The organism is Mycobacterium sp. RTGN4 (assembly GCF_033804635.1).
Taxonomy (GTDB): domain Bacteria; phylum Actinomycetota; class Actinomycetes; order Mycobacteriales; family Mycobacteriaceae; genus Mycobacterium.
In genome coordinates this window covers 75204-101078 of record NZ_JAPZLB010000015.1, presented here as the reverse complement: position 1 = coordinate 101078, position 25875 = coordinate 75204, and the positions used below count along the sequence as shown (strand labels likewise).

Annotated in this window: 24 protein-coding genes and 3 pseudogenes; 13 read left to right on the top strand and 14 right to left on the bottom strand. The window is 62.9% G+C overall.

All coding sequences use genetic code 11. The features are described 5' to 3' along the window. Positions 1 to 64 precede the first annotated feature (64 nt). A complete protein-coding gene (locus tag SLQ30_RS26485) occupies positions 65 to 1714 on the top strand; it encodes a TniQ family protein (protein ID WP_319449752.1) in 1650 nt (549 codons plus the stop codon). Positions 1715 to 1750: 36 nt separating this feature from the next. On the opposite strand, the gene SLQ30_RS26480 is transcribed toward SLQ30_RS26485, so the two are convergent. The 7 genes from SLQ30_RS26480 to SLQ30_RS26450 form a co-directional block, all read right to left on the bottom strand. Further along, entirely contained in the window at positions 1751 to 2701 is a 951-nt protein-coding gene (locus SLQ30_RS26480) for a TniB family NTP-binding protein (RefSeq protein ID WP_319449753.1), read from the bottom strand. An 87-nt stretch (positions 2702 to 2788) separates the two neighbouring features. Then, positions 2789 to 4237, bottom strand: a complete 1449-nt coding sequence (locus SLQ30_RS26475) for a transposase (protein ID WP_319449754.1) — start codon at positions 4235 to 4237, stop codon at positions 2789 to 2791. Continuing rightward, positions 4125 to 4826, bottom strand: coding sequence for a hypothetical protein (locus SLQ30_RS26470; protein ID WP_319449755.1), 702 nt, complete (start codon positions 4824 to 4826; stop codon positions 4125 to 4127). The genes SLQ30_RS26475 and SLQ30_RS26470 overlap by 113 nt, the downstream gene beginning before the upstream one ends. A gap of 88 nt (positions 4827 to 4914) precedes the next feature. After that, on the bottom strand, positions 4915 to 5661 hold the full coding sequence (locus SLQ30_RS26465) for a TnsA-like heteromeric transposase endonuclease subunit (RefSeq protein WP_319449756.1): 747 nt from the start codon (positions 5659 to 5661) through the stop codon (positions 4915 to 4917). 1024 nt (positions 5662 to 6685) lie between these two features. Further along, positions 6686 to 6883 (bottom strand): hypothetical protein, encoded by a 198-nt coding sequence (locus tag SLQ30_RS26460; protein WP_319449757.1) that lies wholly within the window; start codon positions 6881 to 6883, stop codon positions 6686 to 6688. A 170-nt stretch (positions 6884 to 7053) separates the two neighbouring features. Further along, positions 7054 to 7929: a hypothetical protein gene (locus SLQ30_RS26455; RefSeq protein WP_319449758.1), complete on the bottom strand. Its 876-nt coding sequence runs from the start codon at positions 7927 to 7929 to the stop codon at positions 7054 to 7056. Between the two features lie 32 nt (positions 7930 to 7961). Beyond that, a complete protein-coding gene (locus SLQ30_RS26450) occupies positions 7962 to 8672 on the bottom strand; it encodes a hypothetical protein (protein ID WP_413468188.1) in 711 nt (236 codons plus the stop codon). A 60-nt stretch (positions 8673 to 8732) separates the two neighbouring features. On the opposite strand from SLQ30_RS26450, the gene SLQ30_RS26445 reads away from it, so the two are divergent. After that, the gene (locus SLQ30_RS26445) at positions 8733 to 8990 is read left to right on the top strand and encodes a helix-turn-helix transcriptional regulator (protein WP_319449759.1); all 258 of its coding nucleotides are present in this window, start codon (positions 8733 to 8735) and stop codon (positions 8988 to 8990) included. A 737-nt stretch (positions 8991 to 9727) separates the two neighbouring features. Beyond that, on the top strand, positions 9728 to 10153 hold the full coding sequence (locus SLQ30_RS26440) for a hypothetical protein (RefSeq protein ID WP_319449760.1): 426 nt from the start codon (positions 9728 to 9730) through the stop codon (positions 10151 to 10153). Positions 10154 to 10454: 301 nt separating this feature from the next. On the opposite strand, the gene SLQ30_RS26435 is transcribed toward SLQ30_RS26440, so the two are convergent. After that, positions 10455 to 10667, bottom strand: coding sequence for a hypothetical protein (locus SLQ30_RS26435; protein WP_319449761.1), 213 nt, complete (start codon positions 10665 to 10667; stop codon positions 10455 to 10457). A 622-nt stretch (positions 10668 to 11289) separates the two neighbouring features. Here SLQ30_RS26435 and SLQ30_RS26430 point away from each other — a divergent pair. From SLQ30_RS26430 to SLQ30_RS26415, 4 genes are all read left to right on the top strand, one after another. After that, entirely contained in the window at positions 11290 to 11472 is a 183-nt protein-coding gene (locus SLQ30_RS26430; RefSeq protein WP_319449762.1) for a helix-turn-helix domain-containing protein, read from the top strand. After that, positions 11469 to 12809 carry a tyrosine-type recombinase/integrase gene (locus SLQ30_RS26425; protein WP_319449763.1) on the top strand — a complete coding sequence of 447 codons (1341 nt, stop codon included), beginning with the start codon at positions 11469 to 11471 and terminating at the stop codon, positions 12807 to 12809. Before SLQ30_RS26430 ends, SLQ30_RS26425 begins: the two co-directional genes overlap by 4 nt. A gap of 317 nt (positions 12810 to 13126) precedes the next feature. After that, the gene (locus SLQ30_RS26420) at positions 13127 to 13651 is read left to right on the top strand and encodes a hypothetical protein (RefSeq protein WP_319449764.1); all 525 of its coding nucleotides are present in this window, start codon (positions 13127 to 13129) and stop codon (positions 13649 to 13651) included. Between the two features lie 569 nt (positions 13652 to 14220). Beyond that, the gene (locus tag SLQ30_RS26415; RefSeq protein ID WP_319449765.1) at positions 14221 to 14361 is read left to right on the top strand and encodes a hypothetical protein; all 141 of its coding nucleotides are present in this window, start codon (positions 14221 to 14223) and stop codon (positions 14359 to 14361) included. Positions 14362 to 14649: 288 nt separating this feature from the next. Here SLQ30_RS26415 and SLQ30_RS26410 read toward each other — a convergent pair. The 4 genes and pseudogenes from SLQ30_RS26410 to SLQ30_RS26395 all read right to left on the bottom strand — a co-directional run. Beyond that, positions 14650 to 14973: pseudogene (locus SLQ30_RS26410) on the bottom strand (integrase core domain-containing protein); the annotation flags it as partial. 139 nt (positions 14974 to 15112) lie between these two features. Beyond that, positions 15113 to 17842 carry a hypothetical protein gene (locus tag SLQ30_RS26405; RefSeq protein ID WP_319449766.1) on the bottom strand — a complete coding sequence of 910 codons (2730 nt, stop codon included), beginning with the start codon at positions 17840 to 17842 and terminating at the stop codon, positions 15113 to 15115. A gap of 907 nt (positions 17843 to 18749) precedes the next feature. Then, positions 18750 to 18995, bottom strand: coding sequence for a hypothetical protein (locus SLQ30_RS26400; RefSeq protein ID WP_319449767.1), 246 nt, complete (start codon positions 18993 to 18995; stop codon positions 18750 to 18752). An 18-nt stretch (positions 18996 to 19013) separates the two neighbouring features. Continuing rightward, positions 19014 to 19448: a hypothetical protein gene (locus SLQ30_RS26395; RefSeq protein WP_319449768.1), complete on the bottom strand. Its 435-nt coding sequence runs from the start codon at positions 19446 to 19448 to the stop codon at positions 19014 to 19016. Positions 19449 to 19542: 94 nt separating this feature from the next. Between SLQ30_RS26395 and SLQ30_RS26390 the strand changes: the two genes are divergently transcribed. Beyond that, positions 19543 to 19956 (top strand): hypothetical protein, encoded by a 414-nt coding sequence (locus SLQ30_RS26390; RefSeq protein ID WP_319449769.1) that lies wholly within the window; start codon positions 19543 to 19545, stop codon positions 19954 to 19956. 21 nt (positions 19957 to 19977) lie between these two features. Here SLQ30_RS26390 and SLQ30_RS26385 read toward each other — a convergent pair whose 3' ends face one another. Beyond that, positions 19978 to 20784: a hypothetical protein gene (locus SLQ30_RS26385; RefSeq protein WP_319449770.1), complete on the bottom strand. Its 807-nt coding sequence runs from the start codon at positions 20782 to 20784 to the stop codon at positions 19978 to 19980. Positions 20785 to 20872: 88 nt separating this feature from the next. On the opposite strand from SLQ30_RS26385, the pseudogene SLQ30_RS33180 reads away from it, so the two are divergent. Both SLQ30_RS33180 and SLQ30_RS26380 read left to right on the top strand, forming a co-directional pair. Next, positions 20873 to 21073: pseudogene (locus SLQ30_RS33180) on the top strand (DUF4236 domain-containing protein); the annotation flags it as partial. Positions 21074 to 21325: 252 nt separating this feature from the next. Further along, positions 21326 to 21721 carry a hypothetical protein gene (locus SLQ30_RS26380; protein ID WP_319449771.1) on the top strand — a complete coding sequence of 132 codons (396 nt, stop codon included), beginning with the start codon at positions 21326 to 21328 and terminating at the stop codon, positions 21719 to 21721. Positions 21722 to 21733: 12 nt separating this feature from the next. Here SLQ30_RS26380 and SLQ30_RS26375 read toward each other — a convergent pair. Continuing rightward, positions 21734 to 22027 (bottom strand): annotated as a pseudogene (locus SLQ30_RS26375) (hypothetical protein); the annotation flags it as partial. Positions 22028 to 22032: 5 nt separating this feature from the next. On the opposite strand from SLQ30_RS26375, the gene SLQ30_RS26370 reads away from it, so the two are divergent. From SLQ30_RS26370 to istA, 3 genes are all read left to right on the top strand, one after another. Further along, on the top strand, positions 22033 to 22515 hold the full coding sequence (locus SLQ30_RS26370) for a hypothetical protein (RefSeq protein ID WP_319449772.1): 483 nt from the start codon (positions 22033 to 22035) through the stop codon (positions 22513 to 22515). A 30-nt stretch (positions 22516 to 22545) separates the two neighbouring features. Then, complete coding sequence (locus tag SLQ30_RS26365) at positions 22546 to 23199, top strand: hypothetical protein (RefSeq protein WP_319449773.1); 654 nt, start codon at positions 22546 to 22548, stop codon at positions 23197 to 23199. Positions 23200 to 24270: 1071 nt separating this feature from the next. Continuing rightward, on the top strand, positions 24271 to 25815 hold the full coding sequence (istA, locus tag SLQ30_RS26360) for an IS21 family transposase (RefSeq protein ID WP_319449838.1): 1545 nt from the start codon (positions 24271 to 24273) through the stop codon (positions 25813 to 25815). Positions 25816 to 25875 lie beyond the last annotated feature (60 nt).

Genomic DNA, 25875 nt, shown 5'->3' with positions numbered 1-25875 from the left:
CAGCGCGAAAAGGCCGCGTGACGCACCCATGACCATGGCTGCGCAGTCGCGGCCACGAGGGTTGTTGCCCAGTCGGGTCGCGATCAGCTCCGACGAAGCGCTCGACTGCTACCTGGAGCGTCTCGCCGCCGCGAACGGGATTGGCCCGGCGCAACTCGTGCGCCTGCTGACCGAATCAGGCGTCGACGGAACGCCCTCAGCGGCGTTCATGATGTCCAAACCCGACCCCTTGCTCACCAACAGAATCGCCGAGCTGGGCGGGCTTTCGGAGCCGTCACTCGAGACGGCCGCCCTGATGCGGTACGACAATCGTCGTCCGCTTCAGCTGAGCGGTCTGGAACCTACCCGACGCGACAGCTTTCGACAGGTGGTGATGCAAGGCTGGTTTCCCCAGTTCGGTTCGCAAGCCTGCCCCCAATGCCTGGCCACGGACGGGATCTGGCGGTTGCCATGGCGATTGCCCATCGTGGCGGTATGCCCCGTACACGCGACCTTTCTGGTTCCCCGGTGTGCTGGTTGCGGAATGAGGTTCCGCACCGGGCGACACTCACCTCTGCGACCGCAACTTGGTTGGGCGCAACCATGCGGAAACTCGTTGGGTCTGCGCAACCCATGTCAGCACTCTGCCCTGAATCATTCGACGGAGGCTGCGCCGGAATCAATCACCGGAACGGCGGAGATCGTCACACGCGCGATCGCGGGACAACCAGTTGCGATGCTGGGCGGGCTGTCCGATCCAGAGACCTACCTGTCCGAGGTGCGTCATCTCTCAACGTTGTTGCTTCACCTCCTCTCGCATCGTGACGCCACGGCGTTCGTAGATTGGGCGGACGAACTTCGCCGCGAAGCCGACGAACGGAGGACGCCACGCCGCGGTCCGCGCTGGGGTGTGAGTCCCCCGCAAAGCGCCCGCGTGCGCGGGCATGCCTTATCGGAAGCACACCAGATCCTGCGCGCATCAAACCTCGTCGAGGCCGGAGTCCGGCTGGCGCCCTGGCTGACCCTCATTGCCGACGGAGCCAGCGGACCCCGCGGGTGGCTGCTCAACCGGACGACGCGTACCCCGACGATCGAGCGGTTGGTCGACGCTGCAACGGCGGACCGGCACCACGTTGGCCGGCGACTCGATCGCCGTCACGTCGAACGGACCCTCGAACCCTCTGCCATTCCCCAACTGATCGACCTCGGCATCTACCGCGAGATCTTCGGTGACATGCTGGGCGGCTACGAATGGACGGGCCAGCTGTACGTGTCGCTGTGCGTCGTGAGAAGTGCGTCATCAGCTGCCAGTTGGCGTGATGCTGCCGTGCACCTTGGCATGGACCCGGACTTTGGTTTGCGCGCGGCACGTGCGGCGAGCAACCGGATGCGCGTCAGTTCACCGGTATTCGCTGATGCGGTAGAACGTTTGGTGTTTGCGTTACCTGCTGACCGTGACTTCCGACACCGCGAATCGCGGGTGCGAGCTCTGGCGCGCGAGCCCGCCGCGTGGCACGTGGAGTGGCGCACGTCGGTGACACCAGCGAGGCGACAGAGTTCGCTACCGTTCGCCATTACCTGGATGTGGTGCGAGGTAGCCCAAGGGGCCCTCGACACGAGTCCGGCCTGGAGCGGGCTGCCGACGCGCGCATCCAAAGTGGCCTACCGCGCGTTCCGCGAGAAGCTACCTTCAGCACTTCGAGACTCGCTGCGTTCGATGGTGTTGCCGGATTGACGCATGACACGTCTACCCTTAATCCCTGCGAATCCTTCAGCGGCGCTTCACATGTCGCTCCTCCTTCGCACGTTTGCTTAAACTCACGTCGTTGAGGTGTCGCATCAGGATCCTGTGCGACCCATCAATGGTGGCATTGATCGTCGCCTCGCAGAGCAGCGCTTTGAGGTCGCCGAGGTAACCCTGCGTGCGCTCGTGAAGCTCCCCGGCCAGCTTGGTGTGCAACTCCTTCGGTTTACCCCTCGGCAGATGGGGTGCGAGCACTCGTTCGAAGTCGCGCACGATCACCTGCCATCGCACCCGTTCCGATTCGATGTTCTCGTCAATGTCGCAGGGCTCGAACCGGTTCAGACGAAGGCGAGCAGCGATCTGCGGGTCCTGCGCGAGGTCCCTGTCTTTAAGATCTGCGCCGATGAGGATGAGTGAGACACCAATCTGACCGAGACGTGTATTGAGGTGCTTGATGTGGTCCAGCACGTCACGTCCAGACTTCCAGTTGGTCTTCAGCAGGTGAACGTCGTCAACGATGACGACTTGTGTTCGGTGACGTCGAACCGCTCCCATCGCCGCTGCCGACACGTCTCGTTTCACTCCGTCCGCCGGCAGGTTGAAGACTCGCAGAATGGCCGCATCGACGTCCTTGATTTGGGATGCAGCGTCGAGGTCGATCCACACCACCGGACACAGGTCGACGTCACACCCCGGATCTGAGTGAAAGATCGGCCTTCCGTAGGTGTCCAGTTCGGCGCCGTCGATCCACGTCAGATACCTTTCGCGCGCCCAACGCATCATCATCGTGCTCTTACCAGCGTAGTTTGGTCCCGAGAGTGCTGCGAGGGTCTTCGCGCCAGGCGGCGTCAGCTTGTTGATTCGGACGACCTTGGTGATCTCGTCGTAAATCGCCTTCACGTCGCTCGTTGGCACGAACAGGCTGTACAACCATTCGGTCAACCGGTCGAGGTGGGCTGCCCGTTCCCGGTCGGTCATTGCCTTCCATCGCCGCACCGTGGCCGGCGTGGGCTCTGATGGAGGTTGCGTCATGCAGTACTCGTGCCACAGTTCCGCATCCACGGTTTACACGCCCTCGGGAAGGTCCGGCCAGGCTTCCCGCGACGCCGACCGTGCACGCCGTGCGGCTGGCCGAGCGGTGATCAGTTGGTCTTGAACCCGTTGCACCTCAGCGTGATCGACCTTGGCTTGCTCTACACGCAGCCTGGCGGCGATCAACTCCCTCCGCAACTTCGGTTTCGCAGGCGCCTCGGTAATCTGAGTGAGCTCGTCAAGGATCTGGCGCGTGGCGGAGTTCGGGCCGAGCACTAGATTTCCGCCGCGCTTGCGGATTCGCCGTCGCACGACATCCACGATGGCCTCAGTCATGGGTGCGACGGTGCGGTCCGAACCACGCCACTCGATGGGGTGCACTGTGTTCGTCGCGGGGTCGCGGAACCAGATGCGCGAGAGGTCTTGCGGGTCGTAGAAGAATGGCGCAGCACGATCACCGGCCCGGAACTGCCCGACTGGCACCGATCGGTACGGCTCAAGGACGGCCAGCGAGTCGTACACCATGTTCTTGAACTCGACACCGGCGTGGCGGATCGTGCCCCACCGAACCGGCAGAAACTGGTAGATCAGGTCCGGCTGCTGCGGAACGTCGATGCGCCCGGTGAGCTCGGTCATCGCATCCCACAGTTCGAGGGGACACACCCTGGCTTCTTCTTCGCCGGGCAGAATGACGCCCTCATGGGGGTGGCGGTGGTAGTCCAGCGCGACGAAACGCCGCAGGTGATTCTGCAGCTGCCGTGCCGTCAGCAAGGGCTCTTCACTGACGAGTCTGCCGCGTTGAGAAACATTGCGGCCCTTATACCCCGGGATCTGCTGCAAGCCGCGCTGAATGGTTTCGTGCCACCGCTCCACGTGCGGGTTGTCATTGGGTTTCCCGCCCCGATTGAGCATCAGATCGATTCCCAGCATCTGCAGGAGCGCTCGAAAATGCTTGGACACGAAGATCGCGCCGTGATCGCACCGAACGGCATCCGGTAGGACCGAAGGAATGCCGTGTTCACCCTGCAGGGTCGAAAAGTCAGGTGCCAGATCACGTTTGCCGACTCGAACGGACACGCCTGTGAGATCGAGTTGCTGAGGTAGGCCCACCCACCTCCAGTCCCCTATCGATGTTCCGTCCACCATCAGGGAGAAGGGACGGCAAATGTCGTACAGCAACAGCCCCGCCTCGATGCCGTTCGCGCTTCTCGGGACCACCCGTATGGCGAGGACGACCCGGGTTGCGACATCGATGGCGGTGATGATTTCGACGCTGCACGGTTGGCCGGTTAGCGGGTCGTAGACGAGATTGTCTGCACGAGTGACATCGATGGCGACGACCTGTCCGGGACGAATCGCCGGGTAGTGTTTAGCGCCGGAGACCTTGCGGGACTTGCGGCTCTTCTGCGCCCGCGTCGTGGCTCCCCGCTCCCGTTTGAGGGTAGCGAGGAACTGGCTGGTGATGCGCCGGAAAGTCGTCAATCCCGTTTTCCTTCAGTCGAACCCTGGTGCGTCGATCGATTTCCTGATTCGAGATCGTGGACCGGTCGCCATCGAGGGTGTCGACGATCTGGGTCGCCACCTGGCGGTATCGGTCGTCGATCAGTTCCCAGGACTTGCTTTGCCGGGTGCTTCTCTCGTCGATCAGGGCGAGGAGGCCGCGCTCTTTGAAGCCGCGCACCCAGTACCTGATCGTGACGGGGCTGTACTGAGCGACTCGGGTCTCACCGTCCTGAAGCCGCCCCCGCACTCGCCGATCGAGTGTTGCGCCGGCGTTCAGTTCTGTCGCCATCGCGGTGCAGCGCTTGCTTTCCGAGGCTCCGCTCGGGCCGTACGGCGGACGGGGCTCGCCGGGACGCGCGAGAGCATGGTGGCCGTCACGATAGCCGGTCAGGATCTCCTGAACGATCTCCAACTTGAAGAGCGCCGCCTCGCGAACGTCTTCTGCTAGTGCATCCCACAGAGGTCGAAGCGATTCGGAGAGCGCACAGACCTCACCGTCTTCGAGGCCGCGGATCACGTCGAGCTCAGCCCAGCCGTGAGTCGAGGTATCGCCGTAGGAGTAGTGCAAGGTGACACCCGCTGCGGCGATTTGGCCCGTGAGCGCGATCCCCTGCGTGGTGAGAACCTTCGTGCCTTCGAGCAGGCTGGTGCGGGCGCTAGGCATGGCAGCGCTCACTACTCGTCGCCACGGGTGTGTGCAGCCCCCACGGGACGGTCATGTCGATGCGCAGCGCGCCGACCCACACCAGGTGCCACATCACCGATGTCAGTTCACCTGTCCCATCGTCGGCGGCAAGAAGCGAGCCCACGGTTGAGCCACATCCAGCCATCCGCAGGATCTCGTCATCGAAGTGCCCGGCCCATGGTGGTCTGCGGCGAAAACCATGCAGCCACAACGTGTTCATGCGTTCGGTTGTGCTCACCCCCGCGAACACTGTGTAGCGCCATCCGACTCGTTCACACGCACGGCGGGTAACGACGCTCTTGGCGTGAAAGTCGTCGTCCTGCTGTTCGAGCGATCTCACGTCCCAGACGGTGACGGCCCCATCGATGTGCTGGGTCAGCAGATCGGGGAAATGGCCCACCGGTTCATCGATCTTCCACGACAGCAGAAACGGCTGGGCGACCATTCGCACGACGTCGGGATCGCGGTCGAGCGTGCGCACCAGGTCGTGCTCGAGCCCTGACTCCAGATGTAGCACGTCGGAATTGGTGACTGAATAGGCCGATACCGGGATGTGGCGATTGCTCGCCGACGACCGGGGTGTCCGAGCCGAGGCCAGCTTGTCCAACGGAGGTGAACCCTGGACGTTCCACAACCACACCGTTTCCACGCCGTCGCGGAAACGCATCCTCCACTCGACCGCCACAACGCTGTCGGTGACGGCTCGATCGCCGGTCATTGAATTTGTGCGACCCATCGGACCAACCTCCGCCTCTCGCTTAGGGTTAGGTGCGCCACGATAGGCATCCGGAGGTAGCTGCTGGGCCGATTCAGAGAACTGTTGGCGGCATCAACTCAGGTGCGCTGCGTTTGCTGCGCACACACGTATCTCTGTGCCGCCTAACGGAATTCGAGCCACCGAGCAGTTCCCGAGGTGGGTGGCAGTGAGCCGGCTCGACGATTCCCTGGTACGGAGGAAACCACGTGCGAGGTGATCCAATTCCGCCTCCACCGGCGGGGTGAGGCCGGCTCCGAAGGACGCGACCAGTGTCTTCAGGCTTCGCGGATCGATTTCTGGGTGAGTTAGCAGAGCAACGGTCGGGGACTCGCTGATTCTGCCGATCAGGTAACACCTGGCAGGCACGGCAGGGGTTCCCGCCAACAGCGAATGTGCGTCGGCTGCCGCCTTCGGCCAGGAGCCCTCGGTCAGCAGCGTCGAGCAATCGAGCCGGCGACGGCGTTCATAATCGATGGGGCCGCCGTGCGAGCGCTGTCGCGTCCAGGATTCAATCGGCTCGCCGTCGAGTGGCTTCACCTCAGCGGCAAGCGCCGACGTTCGACCCCATTTCCGGCAGCTACTTTAACAAGGTCGTCGTGACGGCAGCTCCAATCGTGGCTTGACCTGCCCTTATAGTACTCGAATGGCTAGTTCGGCTGACGATGTTGTTTAACAATCGCTACACGCTTGTTAATCTTCGCTGCATCTCGACAACACGATAACTTGTTGGTATGTCACCGCAAACCGCGACAAGTGCAATTGGTGCGCAACGGTGATGGTCTTCGTCGGACTGTCATCGCGAATGGTCGCGCATCAGGGCTTACCCCCAGCGCGTCGCCAATGTCGTACAGGCGCTCGTTGAGAATCTTACTGATCGGCAAAATCGAATTATCTCGACCCACATGACAGGAATCCTGCTGAAACACAGTACGCCGCAACCCATTAGGATTCACAGCGCGGGTTCGGGTTGCCTTCCTGCATCGAATCAGATCAACATCGCGCGAGCCTGATACGGCAGGCATCCACGGCGCTGCGACTCGTACAGGATCGCCGCAGCGACCGCACCGGGTTCAAATTCGGTGTCAACGACCCCAAGCGGAACGCCCACCGAGCCGCCCGGCCCAACAACCACCCAGACACCGCGGCCTTTTGATTGCTTGTTCACCTGGCTGAGCAAGCTCATGCGATACGCCAGTCAACGGCACTGTCACCGCCGCCTCCCGGGGCAGTGGGGCGAAAACCCGTGAGCTCTAACGCGACGAAGCCAGGGACGAGATCCTGACTGCGGTCGGCCTGCCCATCCGCAGGCGTTGAGGTCAGTGCTGATGTACTGCAGGTCTGCCCGAGGTGACGTCAACCCCCAAGAGGATTTCCGCAAGCGGGGCACCACCGAACCTTTTGGCCCAGTGCGTTTTCGACCGCAGACAAGTTCCCGGTATGCAACGTGCAGGACGCGCGAAGCAGGTGCTCGCGGATCTTGCCGACGATGAACTGCACCCGCTCGCGAGGTGTTGTACCGTACCCGCCATCGGCTGTGTCACCGTGTGCGATGACATCGCCTTCTTCTGTTTCGCGGTGTTCGATGCGCGGCTCACCGCTCGCCGCGACCGCAACGACTTCGGGGACGAAGCGACCCGTAGGCCGCAGATCAAGTTCGATGCGCCACTGACCGCCACGTTCCCGGAAGTAGAAGCGGTGACCGGCCACCTCGCCGTTCCACGCTTCGGGAGCAAAGCCACCATCGCTGTCCGCGGTGACATCGGGTTGCAACGCCAACCATTCTTGAAGGTCGGCCTCTTCGACACGCTTCGCTGCGGTGATCTCCTGCCCCTCCAACGATTGCCAGAACGCGTCGCTGTCACGCCGCAAGCCATCCAAGAGGCGCTTGCGCTCATCGCGCGTCTTCGTGCAGAAACAGTCGAACCCGTAACCGTGCCAATCGCTCGTCGGCAACTGCGGATGGCACCCACAGCGACAATCGGCACCGGTGTCGGCGTAACGCCATCCGGTCAACGCGTCCAACGCTAGGTTGGCTAGCGTGTCTGCATTCGAGTAGCCGCGAGTTCCGAATGCGGTCGCCAGGTGAACCTGGTAGCGCCGGCGAGCCTCTGCGGCGATCTGGTCACGTTGCTCCCGAAACCCGTTGACGTCGAGAGTGCGGGGCCGTCCGGGGTCGGCAATCTTCGGTGACTCGTCTTCTCGGGCGGCAGTGACATCTTCGCTCTCCAATGGTGTTCCCCGATCGTGGTCGCGGTGAAGTTCTACGGAGTCTGTTGTTCTGTTCGGGTGGCAGATCTGACCTCGTCGACCCATTTGGACCTGTTGTCCCGGTGTTGCAGCCACTGTTCGGAGAGGCGCTCACCGACACCGCGCTGCCGTTCCAGTAGGTCGGTGTACGAGGTTGATTGCTGCGCGCTGACCGAATCGTGATGCGCTCGATATTGGTCACGTTCCATTGGTGTGGCGTGCGAATAGCAGTGCGCCCCAAACACTCCAGACCCAAGATAGATCGCAGCCGCCGTACACGGGCGTTTGGTAGCGCGCACGGTGCCCGTACACGTCGGCCGCACCTCAGGTGCACCGTCAACGCTGTCGGTCGCCGGCAGCCGCCAAAGCCATCGCTCCAAAAGGTCACCCGAGGCGGGCTTCGGATCGACTCGCGGCGCGCCGTCACGAACCGCCGCACCGTGCCGGGCAAAGATCGCTTTCGGCCGCGACCAGTCACTACCCCATCGAGGATCCAGGCGGGCACCCTGGTGCACCACGCTCGCCGCCTCGTACGCCAAGCGTGCGGCTTGCTGCGCGGTGTGCAGATCGCGCTCCAACTCGTCGAAGTTCATGTCCGCTTCATCGGGCAACGCCTTGAGCACCAATCGGCACTCCATCATCCTGATCCGCAGTTCATCAAGGATCTCCAGCGCGAGACCCGATACGTACTCCGAGGGCTGGTCATGTTGTGAGTTCGCAAACACAGTCCCAATGTACAATCAGTTGTACAGACTTTTGGTGTGGGCCCGTCATGACTGAGGAGCGTGCCTACACGCCCCAGCCAACACGATCCCGATCGCGCAGCTCGATGGGAGAAGACACGCAAGGCTGTCGGCGCACGGATCCGCGCGCTTCGCCTCGAACGGGGGCTCACTCAGGAAGAAGTCGCGCTCGACGCCGGCGTGGCACGACACATGCTCGTCCAAGTCGAACTCGGCCAACGCGGTCTGCTCTACGAACGACTCTTCGATATCGCGAAGGCACTCCACGTCCCCGCCAGCACGCTGTTCGAGGACCTCTAGAACCCCCTAGTCCGTCGCAGCGTCCGCCACGCACGCCATCGACTCCGTGAGAGCCGCCGCCGCTCACCGCCAAGCGGTCGACGTCGACCACTTCCTGGCGACCGTCGAAGCCCGACAACCGACACATCCTGCCAGCCGTCCGCCGCCCATCGCCGATCACTGGTCATCACGACATCGGATGCGCCTTCCGCACGGTGCCGGACAGCACCTACCGTTCGCGTCGTCGCGACCCGCCCCGCCTGAACGGCCCAGGCGGCGCAGTTCATCGCGGCGACGCGCAGCTTGCTGATTGAGCGCGACGCCCTTCTCGGTCTGCCATCCGTCGACAGTGTCCGCCCGGACGATCGCGGCAAAAAGCGTTGTCAGGGTTTCGATATCGAGCCTCGTTCGCCGGACCATGCCAGCGTTCGCCGCTAGTGCGAATTCACGCTCCGCCATGTTTGTTGGCCAGCGTTCGCACTTTTGGTGGTTGCGATGCGGTCACGCTAGACCCGGCCATCCGCCATCAGCAGCACCCAAACCACACCATTTCAGCCAGCTGGGCACCCCCTCAGGCTCGCAACCGTTACCCGCACCTCCGGCCGCCGCCATCGACGCGCTCCCCGCCGGCCTCACCGGCACAGCCACGGCGCAAAAAGGCCACCAGATCCCCATCACACCTCTTGCATTCAGGGTCACGAATCGATAACGCAATTTCGTCCGTGCATATTTATATAGGTCTGGCTATCGTGATTTCCATGGAGTTGAAACGGTGTCCGCGCTGTTCAGCAGCGCTACCTGCTCCCCCGTGGCCGCCCAAGCCCGGCAGGCCTTCGGTGTGGTGCTCGCAGCGGTGCCGGCGCGCCGCCTACGAAGAGCGTCGTGCTGCCGCGAATGGTGCGATCGGGCTGCGCATCGAGGTCGTCGAGAAGCCCGTCGACAGGATCGTCGAGCGGGTACGCATCGAAACCAGGCATGTTTCGGTCAGCCCGGCGGAGGCCGCACAAATCGTGCTCAATTCTCCTCGCGCCTGCCGCACAGTCTTGGAGTCCCTGGCTGACGATGCCGACGCCGAGGTGCTCGGGGCCAGCGCACACGCCCCGACGCTGCGCGCAGCCAACCGGTTGTTGCAGTCGCTGATTAGGGCACGGCTCATCGAAAACCCCGGGAGGAGCTGGCGGTAACTTGGCTGACGAAATCGACGCCGGTGGCGACTACTGGCTGGTCCCCCGCCAGCAGGGCGCGATCAGTTCTGGGACTGGGCCGTCACTGAGGCGCGACCTACTACCCCAAATCGAGAAATGCGCGCCACGTCGGAGCGCAGCCTTGGGTGTCGTGAAGAGCGGTAGGGCGGTGCTGGCTGCGTCGACAGCTTGGCGTGGTCGGTTCCAACAGCGGTGCTCGCGGTAGCTGGGCCCTTGCGTCGTCGGCGGATGATTCCCAGATGGCCAACGCGAAGTTCTCACGGCGCGCCAGCGAGCGCCGTCAGCTGAAGAGCGAATACTGCTGGCCTACAACCGGGTGCGCCTCGGGCTTGGCGTCTTCCGGCGGGCGTTTCACGCTCGCGACCTCCTGCACGATGGGTTCCAAACGGGGCATGACCCTGGACCTGTGGATGAGGTCCTGGACGTCAGCTTCACCCATGCGCCACTGACGTCCGATCTTGTGGCCGGACAACTCACCATCCCTCAACTTCATGGCCAGCCATCGTTCCGAGATACCCCCAATACGGTGGGCCGCCTCCGCCAAGCTGTAGGTCAGGGGCTCGCGCGTTGCCGGACCCGCACCTGGGGCGGTACCCAATCCGTGCGCCCGCGCAGGTTGACAGGTGCAGCGCACCAACGAATCTGAATCCCCGTCCATGTGCGTGACGCTAAGGCGCTTAAGTGCTGACGAGCTACGCCCAAACCGAATTGGTTCGAAACGGGTCAGCAAGGCGCGCCGCGAAGCGGCGATGCGCTCGGGTTCCATTCGCGACATTTCGGTACATCTGGACTCATTTCGGCACTGTCGCATTCCTGCTGAAGCGTTTCGGCTATCGCCGTAACAAACTGCACTGCAACGCAGTTCAGATGTGATCGCTTAGCCACCCCGGATCTGCGACGGTTTGGCATTCTCAGGAAAATGACTTCGTTTACCTGGTGCTAGTGCATGCAGACGCCCGATACCGTCCGCACATGGACCACGCCGCTGCAGTGCGAATCAGCCGCTTTTTGCACGACTGCAACACGACGGGGCCACGGATTGCATTGCAACCGGCTGCGCTACGAATCGCTACTGGCTTCTCATGCGCCCAGATCTGGAGAGGGGGTGAATCACGGTGACGGACGAACTTTTCGATAGCCTGCCGCTTCTACTTTCCGTTCCGGAGGCAGCGAAGATCCTGGGGGTCAGCCGCGCCGCCGGGTACCGACTCGCTAAGTCTGGCGACCTTCCCACGCGCAGACTCGGCGGTCGGGTATACGTCGTGACGCAGTCGCTTCGCGAGCTCGGTGCGGCGTGAAAGGGGCTGTCTTCCAACGTGGACCGACGTGGTACTACAAGTTCCGCGCCCCCGACCCTGACATGGCCACGGGCCGATACCCGTGGATCACCAAGGGCGGCTTTCGCACTGAGAAGGAAGCGTGGAAGTCCTGCCGCGATGCGATGCGCAAGGCCGACGACGGGCGCGTCGTTCAGCCAACCGCTCGTTCCGTCGCGCAGTTCTTCGAGGAGTGGTTTGCCGGCGTAGAGCCCACCCTTGATGCCACCACGTGGCAAAACTGGAAGGACTACGCGAGGTTGTACGTGGTGCCCAGGATCGGTGGCGAACGCCTCCAACATCTCGACGAGCCCCAACTGCTCAAGCTCTACGGCAGTCTGCTCAGTGAGGGACGCATCAAACCGGACCGTGACATTGTCATGTACACGTACTGGGTCAAGGGCACCGCGAACGGCGAGTCCCCCGCCCCGAGAGAGGTCTCGGAATCCTGCGGCACAACAATTTACGCCGCACGAGCCGCGGTACGTCGTTACAAATCTGGCATCGTGCCCAAACGCCAGTCCCCCGGTCTGGCACCCAAGACGGTCCGCAACATCCACACCATGATTCACCGTGCCCTGGCCGACGCCGTCGCATGGAAGTACATCGGTGACAATCCGGCATCCAATGTGAAGCCGCCGAAGAAGTCACGTTCGCGCCGACCCGTCTGGAACTCCCAGCAGATCCAGGCCTTCCTCAAATCCATTCAAGGCGACCGATTCGCGACGCTGTTCCTCCTCGAATTGACTACCGGAGTACGGCGCGGTCAGATCTGCGGACTCAAATGGTCCGACGTCGATCTCAATGCTGCACTGATCACCGTGCACGACAACCGTGTGGTGGTCGCCGGGCATGCCGTCGACAAAGCCGGCGGCAAGACTGTGAACGCCGACCAGACCATCGCGATAGACCGCGCGACCGTCGCAGCGTTGCGGCAGTGGCAGGCCCAGCAGGCCACCGAGCGCACGTTCTTCGGCCGCGACTACGAATCCGGCGACTACGTCTTCACCTTCGAAGACGGACGACCCCCGCATCCCGACAGCATCCGGCAACGATTCGACCGACTCGCGGTGGCAGCCGGGCTGGCACGCATCACATTTCACGACCTCCGGCACTCTTATGCCACCGGTGCGCTCAGGGCCGGCATCAACCCCAAGGTGGTCAGCGAGAGGATCGGGCACGCCGACGTCGGATATTTTCTGCAGACCTACGCTCACGTGTCGCTTGACGATGACAGGGAAGCTGCCGAGAAGGCGGCGGGTTTCGTGATTGGGGATGCGTGGGATGGAAATGGAAACGGTGAGATGCCTGGGCGGTAGGGGTGCCCCCCGGAAGAGAGAGCGCCAGAAATCGCTGGCTGCGACCGGTCGACATGATTCGCTCATACGCATACATCGACTGCAACACAGCGATATTCGTCGTTGTCGGGGCGAATCGGCGAGAATGCATTCCGGCAGCCGCCGTACGCCTGGATCGCGCGCTGGCGCCGACGCAGGGTGGCTCAACGGGTAGCCCCAAACCGCCCTCAGCGGCCTTGAAGATTAGCTCCTCGAGCGTCTATCGCGCAGTCGCCCGACCAGGCGCGCCACAGTTGGTGACGAAAGATTTGTCGTAGTGCACCACTACCCTTCAAACCATGAACGTGTCCTACGCGGCCATCGTCATAAGCCTGGGCTCCCTCGCCCTGGGCATCGTGAATTACCAGTATGCGCGGTATGCACAGGTCCGCGAGTTGCAGGCACCTCTCCGCAACGAGCTGCGGAACAACCTCCACCGGTTCGATTACTGGCGCATCGGGAAGATTCTCAATCAGCTTCGGGACCGCGTTCCGTCTGGGGACATTGCAGGTGAGCTGCACAAACTCGGTGAGTCTATCGCGCTGAGCAAAGGCAGCTTCGTCGCTCCTACACCTCATCAACTCCAGACCCTGGTCGACGCCTTCGAATCTGCACGCGCAGCGCTCGAAAAGGCGGGCGAACTGCCTACCAAGGACGAAGTCTTCGACGAAGGCTACCAGGCGAAGCAACGGGGGAATCTAATCGAGCACTTGACCGTTCTGCGTCATGAAATACGCTGTGTTGTAGAGGGTTTGGATATGATCCAGACCAAGCCACTGACTCGGCGCAAGCAGATCAAGCAATTCAAGGCACTCGATCGGTAGGGGTCGCCGTGACTCCGCTGCAGACGGTCACTCTTCATTTAGCATTGATGGCTGCCATCTCGGCGCATGGGTTGTTGGCCAACGCGCCAAAATCAAGCAGGACGCGTTGAACGCGGAACGCTGACCTGTGAGGTTCCAGGACATACGCGACCGGTTGTTATCGGGACATGGTTACCGTTGGCGGGGGCGGTGAGCGTTGAAGTTGCGGATGGGCTTGGTTGATGTCCGGGCGTGCAGTGACAACTCTTTGATGCCGTCGAGGACGCGAAACTGATGATCTTCAACGACGACGGTGACGATGGTCCCGGCGTTTGGGTCTGCCCGACTCGCACGCGCTGTCCAGCGACCATGATCACGCCGTCTTTTGGGACTCTTCGCTGCATACTTTGTGGCCCGGCCGGTGGTTGCGGTGGAATTGATGACGCTGCCGACCCAGTCGCGCGCAGTTGTTGGAGTTCGTTGTGACTGAAGGGATTTAGCAACATGTTTCCTGCGGTGGCGTGAATGAGGCCACGGTCGAATCGCAAGGTGATTCTGGTACCGGTGATAGCTGCACCCAAGCTCAGGTCGTGACCGCGGACGACGTCAACGCCGTCGCAGTTGGCCGTGCGGTCGATCTCGACGGGCGCAGACCGCTCACCCACAGCCTGGTCAGCCACCGCTGGGATAGCCGGGCCTGCGCGTCCGGCACGCACACCACGCAGCGATAGGTGCTCGAGGTCAGCGGTGGTGATTCGTGACGGGACGGTCTTGATGACCTCCGCGCCGAGGATGATGCGGATGCTGGTCGGGTCGATCCACAATGTCACCGTCAGACCGGCGTAGTTGTTGCCGACCCACACCTGCTGCAGGCCGGCACCACCACACCCGACGGTGGGACCCGCCCATCGATTTCGATGGGCTGGGATGCACTTCGGACGGCCGGTGACGCCAACAGCGCGCCGCTGGTCGGCTCATCGGGATGCTGCCGGTGTGAGAGTTGATTCGGCTGTGCGGCCACGGAACAGCCCGGCCGGCGTGGCCATGTTCAGCGCCTGATGCGGCCGCAACGTGTTGTAAGCGTGAACCCACTCGTCGATCGCGGCCTGGGCGGCTTCGATCGATGCGAACGCGCCGACTTCATCGAGCAGTTCGCGACGCAGGGTGCGGTGAAAGCGCTCGATCTTGCCGCTGGTCGTCGGTGAGCGCCGTTTGGCCAACCGGGCCGTGATTCCGTTCTCCCGGCAGATCCGCTCGAAGAGCACCTCGACAGGCAGTGGCCGGGTGAAGTTGCCAGTGAACTGCTTGCCGTTGTCGCTAAGCACCTCGAAAGGCACGCCCCAATATTCAAACCACAAGATTCGGTCCATCGCGGAAAGGCGCGGCGATGACGCGTATGTCTTCGTTGATCTCCCCACCTATCCGGATGAAACCGGAGGAGCGCCACTAGCGACTGATTCGCCGACGCTGGCCGGCATGCGTTCACTTAGTTAGCACGGGCGGATAAAGGATGTGACCGACGTGATCGCGTTGGATCGCTTCGGCTAGTGACGCCCGAATCCTAGACCTGCGACGGTGATCATCTCGGCAGCCTTCGACAATAATCTCTCGAGCTTCGACCACTGATCGGTCGGTCGGGTCCCCATTCGTGCTCTTGCGGGCGACATCATCGAGTAGTTTCGCGCCCTCACTGTCTGTGTCGACTAATCCCGCATCGTCCCGGAGTGCTTGCAACGCAGTACTTGACGACGCATCGCCGCTTCGGTCCGCGGCCCGCTGTTGGAGATAGCTGGTCAACTTATTTGTCGCTTGGAGCGCGATGTCGTCGGCGTCGGATGCGGCGAGGCTGGTGAGAAATGCTCGGGTGGCACCTGGGATGTGCTCCGCCAGAAGAGCTTCGACCTCGCGCCAAACCGTACGATTAATCTCGACCGAATGCTCCATGAGCGGAACGAGAGCATCAGCAAGGTCCGTGATGTGACTCCCGATCGGTCCTGTCAGAAGCCGGAGAGCTACGACTACAAGATCCCGCTCAAACTTTGGCGTGTTGGCCGCGAATCCGTCCTGAAGGGCATCGATGGCCAGAATTGCGCCGGGCATCACTAAACGGCGGACCGCGCTACCGTGGTCGGCTGCGAGCAACCGGCTCAGGACGGCGTCACGCAGGTAGCGCCTCTCGGCGAAGATGTAACCGGCCGCGAGCAGCCACGTGTGGCGCCAATGAGCCGAGGGGACGAGTAGCTCGAGATTGTCGGCAGCGTCCTCATCTGCCATGAGGCACCGCGCAGCGAAGAACTCGGTGAGGCTGCGCACTTCAAAAGCTACGCCGTCCACCCTGGCGACCAGAAGTACTAGTCGCTGTTGTGCTAGATGCAATATCTGCCCAATCAATGCGTCTGCGTCTGCCTCTTGGTGACCCTCAGACTCTAGGATTTCGCGAGCAATGTGCTCGAGTTCGCCGATCGGAAGGATGGAGTCTGCCGAGCCCGCGCGCTCCGCTTGCGCGTGGATAGCGAGTCCGCACCGTTCATGAAGCTGATCGAACTGGGGCTTGTATGCCTCGAGAACGTCGCCAATACCTTCAGGCTTACTGCACTCGCGCGCATAGATGGTGTCGTAGTAACTCTTGAATAGCGCGTATCGGCTCGCAGGGGCTTGACGTCGCTGTTCGAGGAGCAGGCTCAAAATCGTCACTTGTAGTGGAGACGTCATCAAGCGGGCGGTGTCGGCACCTCTGGAAGCTGCGTCCAACCGTTCAAGCGTCTGTTCTTGGCGGTCAGGATTGTCTGCGAATCTGCATGCCAGTAGACGTGATGCGTATTGCATCGCTTCGCTAGGATCCAGCTGAGCCAAATGTACTTCTTCGTAATCGACTTCGAGGTCACGATCGAATCCGACAGGCCGCGACGTGCAGACAATGAAGACGTCGGCCCCCAGTGCCGCCATCTCGGTCAAGAAGTCCGAGACGCGAGAAGATACCTCTTGGCGGTTGTCGGCGGACGCTACTTCGTCCATACCGTCGAGGACGACAAGTAGCGGCCACGCCACGATGAGCCGCTTTGCTTCTCGAACGTCGATTGGGTCTGACGCACGGTGGTTGATCAGATCGACGATGTGTTGCAACAGAGTGAGGTTCGCGGACCTGTTCACCGCGTCTGCGAATGCGCTCAGCACGACCCGAACCGGAAGTCGATGAAGCGACGGACTGGGAAGGTCGGCGGCATCGAGAGCTTCGCGGATCCGGCCAGCTTGATCTGCTACCTGCTGAATGACCTTGCCGGAGGCTGCTTCTCGCACAAGTGATATCCGATAAACCTGACACAGCAATCGGGACAATGTGGACTTCCCGGAGCCGGGACCACCCAGTACTACTACTCGATTCCGTGCAGCAGGTAAAAGCGTCGGCGACAGAACGTGGTCACCTCGTTCGACCAGCAGCTTCAACGCCAGCGTTGATGGTCCGTAGCGGGGGCTAGAAGCGCAAGGTAGGTCGATCGCCACCTCGGCCAACGGGAGGGGCGAGTTCATGCTGTCACCGGACTCACCAAGCTCCACTGTGAGGTCGTTCTTCAGTGTGCGTGCGACATGACCAATCCAGGCGTGCGCCAACCGTTCGTCATCGGCGGTGACCTGCTGATGAAGCCGAGATAAAACATCTCCCGGCAGCACTAAATCGGCGTAGCTACGGCGCACCTCTCCATTGGTTTCAAGCAGGCGGTCCAAATACTCTGCGTGCCAGACGACGTAGTCCTTGAAGTCGAGCAATCCAATCTTCCGGGTGGTTCCGTCCTGGAGCTTTTCGGTTCGATCACGGTAGTGCGCAAACAGCTGCCGAAGACGATCCAAGCCACCCTCATGTGAGACCGACGTCAGCGAGACGTTCGTGACAATGATCAGATAGTCGGGCTGGTTTTGGTGGCGCTTCTTCTTTGGGTCAATCCACGCGTCAAGTTCCATGGTGACTTGCTGGAAAAACCAAGCTTGGTCCGTCGTCGTGGTCGCCAGCCGTTGTTTGTATTTAGCTTGGATCACTCCATAGCCATCCCACTTGCCCTTACCGTCCATGTTGACCTCGCCATGGAAGGCCGCCTCGCGGCCGCCATCTGGGCCAACCCCGAATACTTCGACGCCGTGACCGAGGTGGGCTAGCGACAGCGCCTGTGCGAGGTGCTCGAAGCGAGAACTACCGAGCCGAGTCAGGTCGTAAGTCACAGCGTCGAAGCTAGTGGCACGCCGACGCATCCGTCGAACGATTGTGGCGACTCGTTTGGTTGGGTCGGTTCAGCCGGTCGGGGGCGAAGCGGCTCACAAGTCTGCTGGCCTAGGCCCAAGTCGCGTAGCGACGGCTGGTACGCCGTCACTGTCCGGCCAGCGACATCGTATGTACGCCCCGTCACCGCACCGTACGAGAGCAGCACTCTCCTACAAGCGAACCATCGGTCGCGACGACACGCGTACAAGTCCATGTACTTCGTCGCACCGACGTTCCCGATCGGCGCTCGAAGATCCTTAGCTTTGCGAATGTTCCCAATCGTGTTCCCATTGGGCACGAAAATGGCCCCCAGAGTCTCCTCTGGAGGCCATTTCCGCTGATCACACTGGTAGCGGGGACAGGATTCGAACCTGCGACCTCTGGGTTATGAGCCAACCGGTTCCGGTCTCGCATGGCCTCCCGGGTCTCAAACGTGCATGTCACGATCAACCGCCCGTCCCAGCCATCACGGTGCGTCTCACATCATCACGGCAGTTGCGCCCCGTTTCGTTCACAAATCCGTTCACAAGCTAAGGCGTCAATTGCCGTCGGCCACCGGTCGGCGACGCTGCTGCAGGGCCTTGAAACCGGCACCACCCTCGCATCGCCGGGCACCTACCCGGCCCGGAGGGTCGCCGCGAACATGCCCGCTGCCACGAACGGGTCAGAAGAGCCTGTTTGTGGATCGAACCGCCGACCGCTGGTGTGTAAAATCAATATCGGTATGTCTAGCGGGTATATTCCCGTGTCGTCTTGTCTACCGAATCACCACGCGCACAAGGCTTTTCGTTAGTCACGATGTCGTCTCGTGTCGGCCCGTTATTTCCTGTCTTGGCCCATTCTCGGCCCAGCGGGGGGTCGGCTCGTTCAGGTGTTCGAGTGTGGAACGAACCGGCGCGCCGCAGCGGTCGGCTGCCGGACGACGACGATTCCATCGTCACCCGGCAGGTTGACCTCAAAGTACTTGGCGACGGGCGGTAGCAGCTTCAGCAGCACTAGCTCCCTGTCCACGCCGAGCCTCTCGGCGACGGCATCAGCGGTAGCCGCGCCGTTGTTCTCGTCGCATATCTCGATCGCCGCCCGAAGGACGGTCAGTTCGTCGGGTGTCGTCATGGCCTCCAGTATCCGCCGCTAACTAGAAAGCCAGGTGCCGCCCGCGCCACCGAGTGCGCCGATGGCGATCTGCGATGCCGCTCCGCCAAGCCATAGCGCGGTTTGCTTGAAGCGGTTCCGCTCCTCGTCGGGGCGCTCTTCGTCGTCGGCGGCGGCTTGCAATGCGGCGACCAGCCGTTCGAGTTGAGCCTCTGGTGACGGCCACTGCCCGGCGAGCCGCAGAGCAGCGCTGGTCGGTGGGCCGACTGCGAGGATTTCCCCGCCCCAAGTGGTCATCCCCTCCTCGAAGAAGGGCTCGCGATAGAGAGCGCGCAGCGCCCGCTGCACGGTGTCCTTGTCGAACCCGCACGCAGACCCCAGTTCGGCCGCGCTCGGATTGCGGCCTGTCTGGTCATACAGCTCGACGGCTGCCCGCAGCACCGGCAGGTCACGCGACTCCCAGGTATCGGCCATATCGGGCAGTATGCCCCGCATCCCGACAACACGGGCGCAGCGCGCGAGGCATCGAGCGTCGCATGTCACCCTGATATATATCACCATGATATGTGTGATTGCATTTGAGAAGACGCAGGCCGAGCAGGCCGCACTCCGTGCGGACCTGGCCGAAGCCGAGCGCGAGTACCAGAACGACAGGACCCACGACTACATCGCACGGGTCATTCGAGACGGACTGATCGTCCGTGCCCACTGGGGCGGGATTCACCAGAAGGAGATCAGCGCCATCGTCAGCAACATCGGCCAGCCAAACGTCGCCCGTGCGCAGAAGCGCGCGATTACTCGCCGTGACGTGGTGCCGGGCGGCATGATGGCCGCCGATGACGCCCAGGAGCAGTCGGGCCTTGGCCCGGCAGCGTTCATGGCCGCAGTGCGCTCCGGCCAGATCGTGCCGAGGCCGACCGGCAGCCCCGGCGTATGGGCGTTCAATCCCGAGGACGTTCCGTCTCGGATCGGTCGCCGCTAACCGGTGGCCGTTGCCAGGCCGTCACTCCGCCTCGCCCCTGAGCGCGGCCAAGTCCTGGTGCGGGGTTCTCCAGACCGCCGGATCGAGTGCTGCCGCGCCGACGGTGGTGAGGTCATCGGGAACCGGCACGCCGACATCCGAGACGCGCACGGTCACCGCCTCGTCAACGCTGGTGGTCGTGACCACGACGTCCTCGTTCAGCACCTCGGGGTCCACGGTCAGCAGGCCCTTCTCGATCAGCTCCATGAGCATGATCTGGGTGTAGATCACCCGGTCGCAGATGCGAGCGATGCCGGGCGCGGCGGCGTAGTACCGCTGGTCGATGCTCAAGTCGCGGATGGCCGGTGACCTTGGCGACTTGGCGTGAATGACGTCACCGTAGAGCCAGGAGTACATCAGCTTGCGGTCGGTGGTCTTGCCGCTCGGCGTGGCCACCCAATACGCCTGCGCCGCCAGATTGGCGTCGATAACATGCCGCCAGTACCCGTGCCACCAGGCCAGGTCGATCTCCTCGTTCAGCTTGTCGGTCCCGACCAGCTGCTCAAGCGCATTCAGGGCCTTCTCGTAGTAGATCGGCTCAGAGTTGAGGATCAACGGGCGGACCCGGCTGGCCAGTGACTCCAGGGCCTCCTCGGGCGGGTACTCGGCTTGCCGCCTGTGGGTCTCCTCGCCGGTCTTGGTGTTGACCGTGACCATGATCGTCACCTCGCCCTTGTGGAGCTTTGCCATCAGCGCGGCCTGCTCGCGGATCAGTGTGTGCGCCATCACCCGCCGGGTTCGTAGCAGGAATCCCTCGATGACGGCTTGAGGTGTCGGTGTCGAGGCCATAACCGCACTGTACGAGCGCACACCGATAATGCCGCGACGCCAGGGGTGATTACAGCGCAGCGCAGCGCAATGCGTCAATCGGCCTTGGGTGGAAGACCACCTGTATAGGCTCAGCGCCATTCATTGGGGGGTAGTCGTGGTTCAGTTCCGGAAGTCCAAGAAATCGGGGCCGTTCCGCTTCACTCTGAGTCAGCGGGGTCTGTCGAGCAGTGTGGGCGGCGGTCCCTTTCGGCTGAGCCTCGGAGCTGATGGGCGTGCGCGCCGCACCGTTCGGGTTCCGGGAGCCGGACTCTATGACACCAAGACCATTGGCGGTGGACGCCGCCGCCGCAGCGGGGGCAATCGCAGGACCAAGCACCCGTTCCTTTGGTTGCTGGCGGCAGTCGTCCTATTCGGTTTGATGATTCACGCCTGTAGCAGCGGTGACCACTCTAACGACAGCAGCAGCCGCAGCGAGCCGTCCTCCCAACCCAGCGAGCTGAACGCGCCCTGGGCCAGTGCACCTACGGACGGCCAATGGCCGAGTTCGGCCTATGACAGAGTGCCGTTCGGCCAGCTGACGCCGGTGCCGTCTGGTGGGGCGTTCACCGAGTACCAGTTCGCGGTCAGCGCCCCTCCGCAGCTCACCACCAAAGACGGCGGAAAGAATGTCACGATCACGAGCAAGGTGACCGTGCATCGGGTTGAGGACAAGGGCTTTGACGAAGGACTCGCAGGAAGCCAGTCGTTCATTTTCACGCCGGGCACGACAGCACCCGAGAATGAACAGGACGAGTCTCATGGCACGGACCCCAAGGTGACGTGTCAAAACGACCGACCCCGAGCTGGTGAAACAACGGTGTGCGAACTGTCGTTCACCGCTCCCGCAAGCGAGATTGCGAACTCCTACTGGACCATCAACAGGTGGGATGTCGGCACCTGGCCGTCACAGCTCTGAACCGACTTCCCCTTACCTGCCGAGCCGACGCCGCATCCAGGCGGGCGGCGGCGGCATATTGCTCTCTCGGGCGCGGCGCGCGGCGTCGAGCGGAGACACGAAATGCCATTGCTGGCCGATCGAGTGCGCGAGCACGTCGAAGCAGACCGTCGCAGCGGCCAGCGAATCAGGCTGGTGCTGGCCCGATTGCCATGCCACCGCCTGCGCCTCGAAGTCGGGCAGGTGACCGGCCACCCGGCAGGTGCCGACCTCAAGAGCCTGGCGCAGCCCGGCGCTGCGGGCCTCGGCATCACCCCTGCCGCGACCTCGAAGTGGTCATCGTCGGCTACTCCGACGATCTTGCCCAGGCGCACAGCCGCGAGGCCCGGCGCATCATTGCCGAGCACTCGGACTACCTGGGCATCAAGCTCAGCCAGGACGCCCGCCTAGTGGGCCGATGGCGGGTCGAGGGCCACGCCGGAGGGCTGCTGGCGACCGGAATCAACAGCGGCGTTACGGGTTTCGGTGCCGGCCTGCTGGTGATAGATGATCCGGTGAAGGACGCGCAGGAGGCGGATAGTGCCGCCCACTGCGCGGCGGCGGGGGTGCCGGTGATCAGGCTGCACGACGTTCGGCACACCGCCGCCACGATGCTGCTCGACGGTGGCACCACGCCGTCGGCGACGGCCAAGTGGCTCGGGCATGACCCGGCGATCACGCTGCGGGTCTACGGCCATGTCTATGACGACGCGCTGGCGTCGGCGGGCGATGCGCTACTCGGTCGGTCGCGGAGCGTCGGCGACACCTCAACCTGACTGTCCCCACCGAGGCCTAGGCTGCCCGACGTGGCAGACCAACGACCCCGTTACGACGTGCGCGAGCTATTGCAGCCGTCGGAGAACCTTGAGCGGACGGTGCTCACGGTGATCGGCGGGTGGGAACTGGTGCGGGCGCAGGTCAACTTCAACAGCTTCACCGACGCCGGGCCGGATGCCGAGTGGGCCGGGTCGGACAAGTTGGCCAAGACGCTGCGCGAGATGGCCGTCAGCCTCCGCGTTCGACACCCGCACGACCAATGGGCTCGCACTGCTGCAGAGGTGAGCAACGTCCGCCACAAGTTCGGGCACATGCTCTACCTCGAAGACGTCGAGGGTGAGATGCCGAACCGAACGCTGCACTTCATGCGGCTCGGTGTCGAGGGCGAACAACGCCGGGGTCGGGGCGACTCGCTCGGCCTTAGCTGGCGCGATGACGAATGGTCGCAGCAGTCACGGCACCGCGATTCGGTCACCGAGCAGGAACTGTGGCAGGCGCTCAATAAGGAGTACTGGCTGATTCAGGTGGTGCGGGGGGTGCGCCACGTCGGTGGGATTCTGGAGGACAGCCCAGACATACCCGACGACCACCCCGTCACAGGCTGGTACGTCCCCTGGTGGCTCCCCGAGTGGGGTGACCGGGAGGACTTGACGGTTGCCGATCTGCGCTTGCCGCCGCCGTGAGAACCGTAGGCCTATTGTCGGCCTAGCGGGGGTTCGGCGAGGATGAGGTTCTGAGCCGGAAAACCACTGTCTACCAGGAATTTTCGTTGGTGGGCGCGGAGGGTATCGAACCGCCGACCGCTGGTGTGTAAAGCTGCCGCAAGGCGTCTGCATGGTCCCACGAAGTTGCCTCGACATCGATTTGTCCAGGCTGTGAGTCCCAGATGTGTCACCGTGTCCACCGCTTCGCGGCTCGTTGTTGCGCGGCTTGGCACACTCTGGGCGCAGCGGGGGGCTCGCAGAGGGCGCGAAAGGATCGACGTGTCGAGTTCTGGTCGGCGCACTCAGCCCGATTCGCTTCAGCTGCGAGCCTGACGACCACCTCTCCGGTTGATGTAGCTGAGCTGCGATTACAGGAATCGCGTTACACGATATGCGTTACAGAAATCCTGTTACAGGAATCCTGTAATCGCAGGTCAGACAGATACTCACCCCGCCAAGGGTCTGTCGACGACCAACGACCCTGTCGCCGCGGCCCGGGTGGCCATCGACTCCCAGAAAGCCATGACCGCTCTAGAAGCCGGGCAGCTCAGTCTGATTGAGGCGAGACGATTCGTGGAGTTCGACGGCGACGACGAGACCGAGGCCGAGCTGATCACGGTGGCCGGAACCGACCGGTTCGCGCACACGGTCGCCCAAACGAGCATGCCTCATCCGACCGCTAAGCGTGGGGGCGAACCAACGCGTCACCAGGTGACGACACGTTCACCCGTACCACCGTTGCGGTCGTCGACTGGCGAGGCATAGGGTCGACGCGCACGTAGACACTTCGAGCGGCTGCCATCCCAATCCAAATGTCCCCCAAGGCATCCAATGCGATCCCATGGACAATCGTCATTATCCATGTGTCAGCAGTCACGTAATTCCCCCAGCTTGAGGGGTTGTCCGTCACGGAATTCCTCCACCCCGTCTGTCACGTAATTCCCCCACCCGGGGCGGTGTGGCAGCCGGTTGTGGGCCTCGCACACAGGTTCGCTCGACTCACGGATCGACTCGTGGGGAAGGGCGCCGATGGCGAGGAGAAGTTTCGACGTGTTCGACCTGATCGAGTTGTTCACCCATTGGCATGCGGGTCGGTCCCAGCGCCAGCTCGCGGAGAGTTTGGGCATCGACCGCAAGACGATCGCGAAGTATCTAGCGCCGGCGATCGCCGAGTCACTGACTCCCGGCGGGGACCCGGTCACCGAGGCGGCGTGGGCGGCGCGTGTCGGACGGTGGTTTCCTGAGGTCACCGATCCGGGTCTGCGTGCCACGACGTGGCCGGGGATCGAGGTGCATCGCGACCTGATCCGTGACTGGCTCAAAGCTGAGGTGAGTGCGGCGACGGTGGCGCAGCGGCTACGTGATGACTATGGCGTTGCGGCGTCGGAATCCTCAGTGCGGAGATGGATTTCGGCTAACCTGTCCGAGGACGTCATCCGGGAGAAGGTGACCGTGGCCCGCGGGCCGGTGGCGCCGGGCAGCGAAGCGCAGATCGACTATGGCCGCCTGGGGATGTGGTTGGATCCGGTCAGTGGTCGACGGGTCGCGGTGTGGGCGTTCGTGATGGTGCTGGCTCATTCGCGGCATCTGTTCGTCCAACCGGTCCTCAAGATGCATCAATCCTCCTGGTGCGCATCACATGTGGCAGCGTTCGAGTTCTTCGGCGGGGTCCCGACCAGGCTGGTCCCGGACAACTTGAAGACCGGTGTGGCCCGGCCGGACCTGTATGACCCGAAGATCAACAAGGCCTACGCCGAGCTGGGCGCCCACTACGGCTGCCTGATCGACCCGGCGCGGGCGGGCAAACCGAAGGACAAACCGCGCGTGGAGCGGCCTATGCAGTACGTCCGGGACTCGTTCTGGCGCGGCCGGGAGTTCACCTCGCTAGAACAGATGCAGGCCGCCGCGCAGGTCTGGTGTCGTGAGGTCGCCGGGGTGCGTAAGTCTCGGTCCCTGGACGGCCAAGAGCCTGGGTTCATATTCTCCACCGTCGAGCGACATGCCCTGTTGGCGTTGCCGCGCAATGATTTCCAGCTCGCGGTGTGGTCGACGGGCAAGGTCGCCACCGATTGTCACGTCAAGGTCGGCAAGGCGCTCTACTCGGTGCCGTGGCGGCTGATGGGCCAGCAGGTCCATGCCCGCACCTGCGGGGACGTGGTGCAGATCGTGCACAACGGTGATGTCGTGGCCACCCATGTCACTCACCACGGCGGGCGGGCCACCGACTTCGAGCACTACCCGCCGGAGAAGATCGCCTTCACCCTGCGCAATCCCACCTGGTGCCGCCGCGCGGCCGCCGAGGTCGGACCGGCCTGCACCCACGTCATCGCCGAGTTCATGGCCATCAACGCCATCCACCGACTGCGCAGCGCCCAGGGGGTGCTGGCGTTCCGCAAGACCGTCGGCGATCTGCGTCTGGAGGCGGCGTGCGCCCGCGCGATCGCGGTAGGTGACCCCAGTTACCGCACCATCAAGGGCATCCTCGCTGCCGGCACCGAACTCGACGCAATGACCACACCCACCGCCCCGCACACCGCGGCCCATCTGCGTGGCCCGCAAGCATTCGACACCGACAGCACCGGCGAGACCGCGTAACTCCGGTTCCGTATCCATCTGTCAGCCAGCACTATTCGATTTCAAAGGGAGAACTACTGC

What these genes read in the sequence shown, in the direction of transcription:
- SLQ30_RS26480 (WP_319449753.1), bottom strand. Translation starts at nt 2,701, where the DNA reads ATGACCGACCGGGAACGGGCAGCCCACCTCGACCGGTTGACCGAATGG.
- SLQ30_RS26465 (WP_319449756.1), bottom strand. Translation starts at nt 5,661, where the DNA reads ATGACCGGCGATCGAGCCGTCACCGACAGCGTTGTGGCGGTCGAGTGG.
- SLQ30_RS26460 (WP_319449757.1), bottom strand. Translation starts at nt 6,883, where the DNA reads ATGAGCTTGCTCAGCCAGGTGAACAAGCAATCAAAAGGCCGCGGTGTC.
- SLQ30_RS26440 (WP_319449760.1), top strand. Translation starts at nt 9,728, where the DNA reads ATGGAGTTGAAACGGTGTCCGCGCTGTTCAGCAGCGCTACCTGCTCCC.
- SLQ30_RS26435 (WP_319449761.1), bottom strand. Translation starts at nt 10,667, where the DNA reads ATGAAGTTGAGGGATGGTGAGTTGTCCGGCCACAAGATCGGACGTCAG.
- SLQ30_RS26420 (WP_319449764.1), top strand. Translation starts at nt 13,127, where the DNA reads ATGAACGTGTCCTACGCGGCCATCGTCATAAGCCTGGGCTCCCTCGCC.
- SLQ30_RS26400 (WP_319449767.1), bottom strand. Translation starts at nt 18,995, where the DNA reads ATGACGACACCCGACGAACTGACCGTCCTTCGGGCGGCGATCGAGATA.
- SLQ30_RS26395 (WP_319449768.1), bottom strand. Translation starts at nt 19,448, where the DNA reads ATGGCCGATACCTGGGAGTCGCGTGACCTGCCGGTGCTGCGGGCAGCC.
- SLQ30_RS26385 (WP_319449770.1), bottom strand. Translation starts at nt 20,784, where the DNA reads ATGGCCTCGACACCGACACCTCAAGCCGTCATCGAGGGATTCCTGCTA.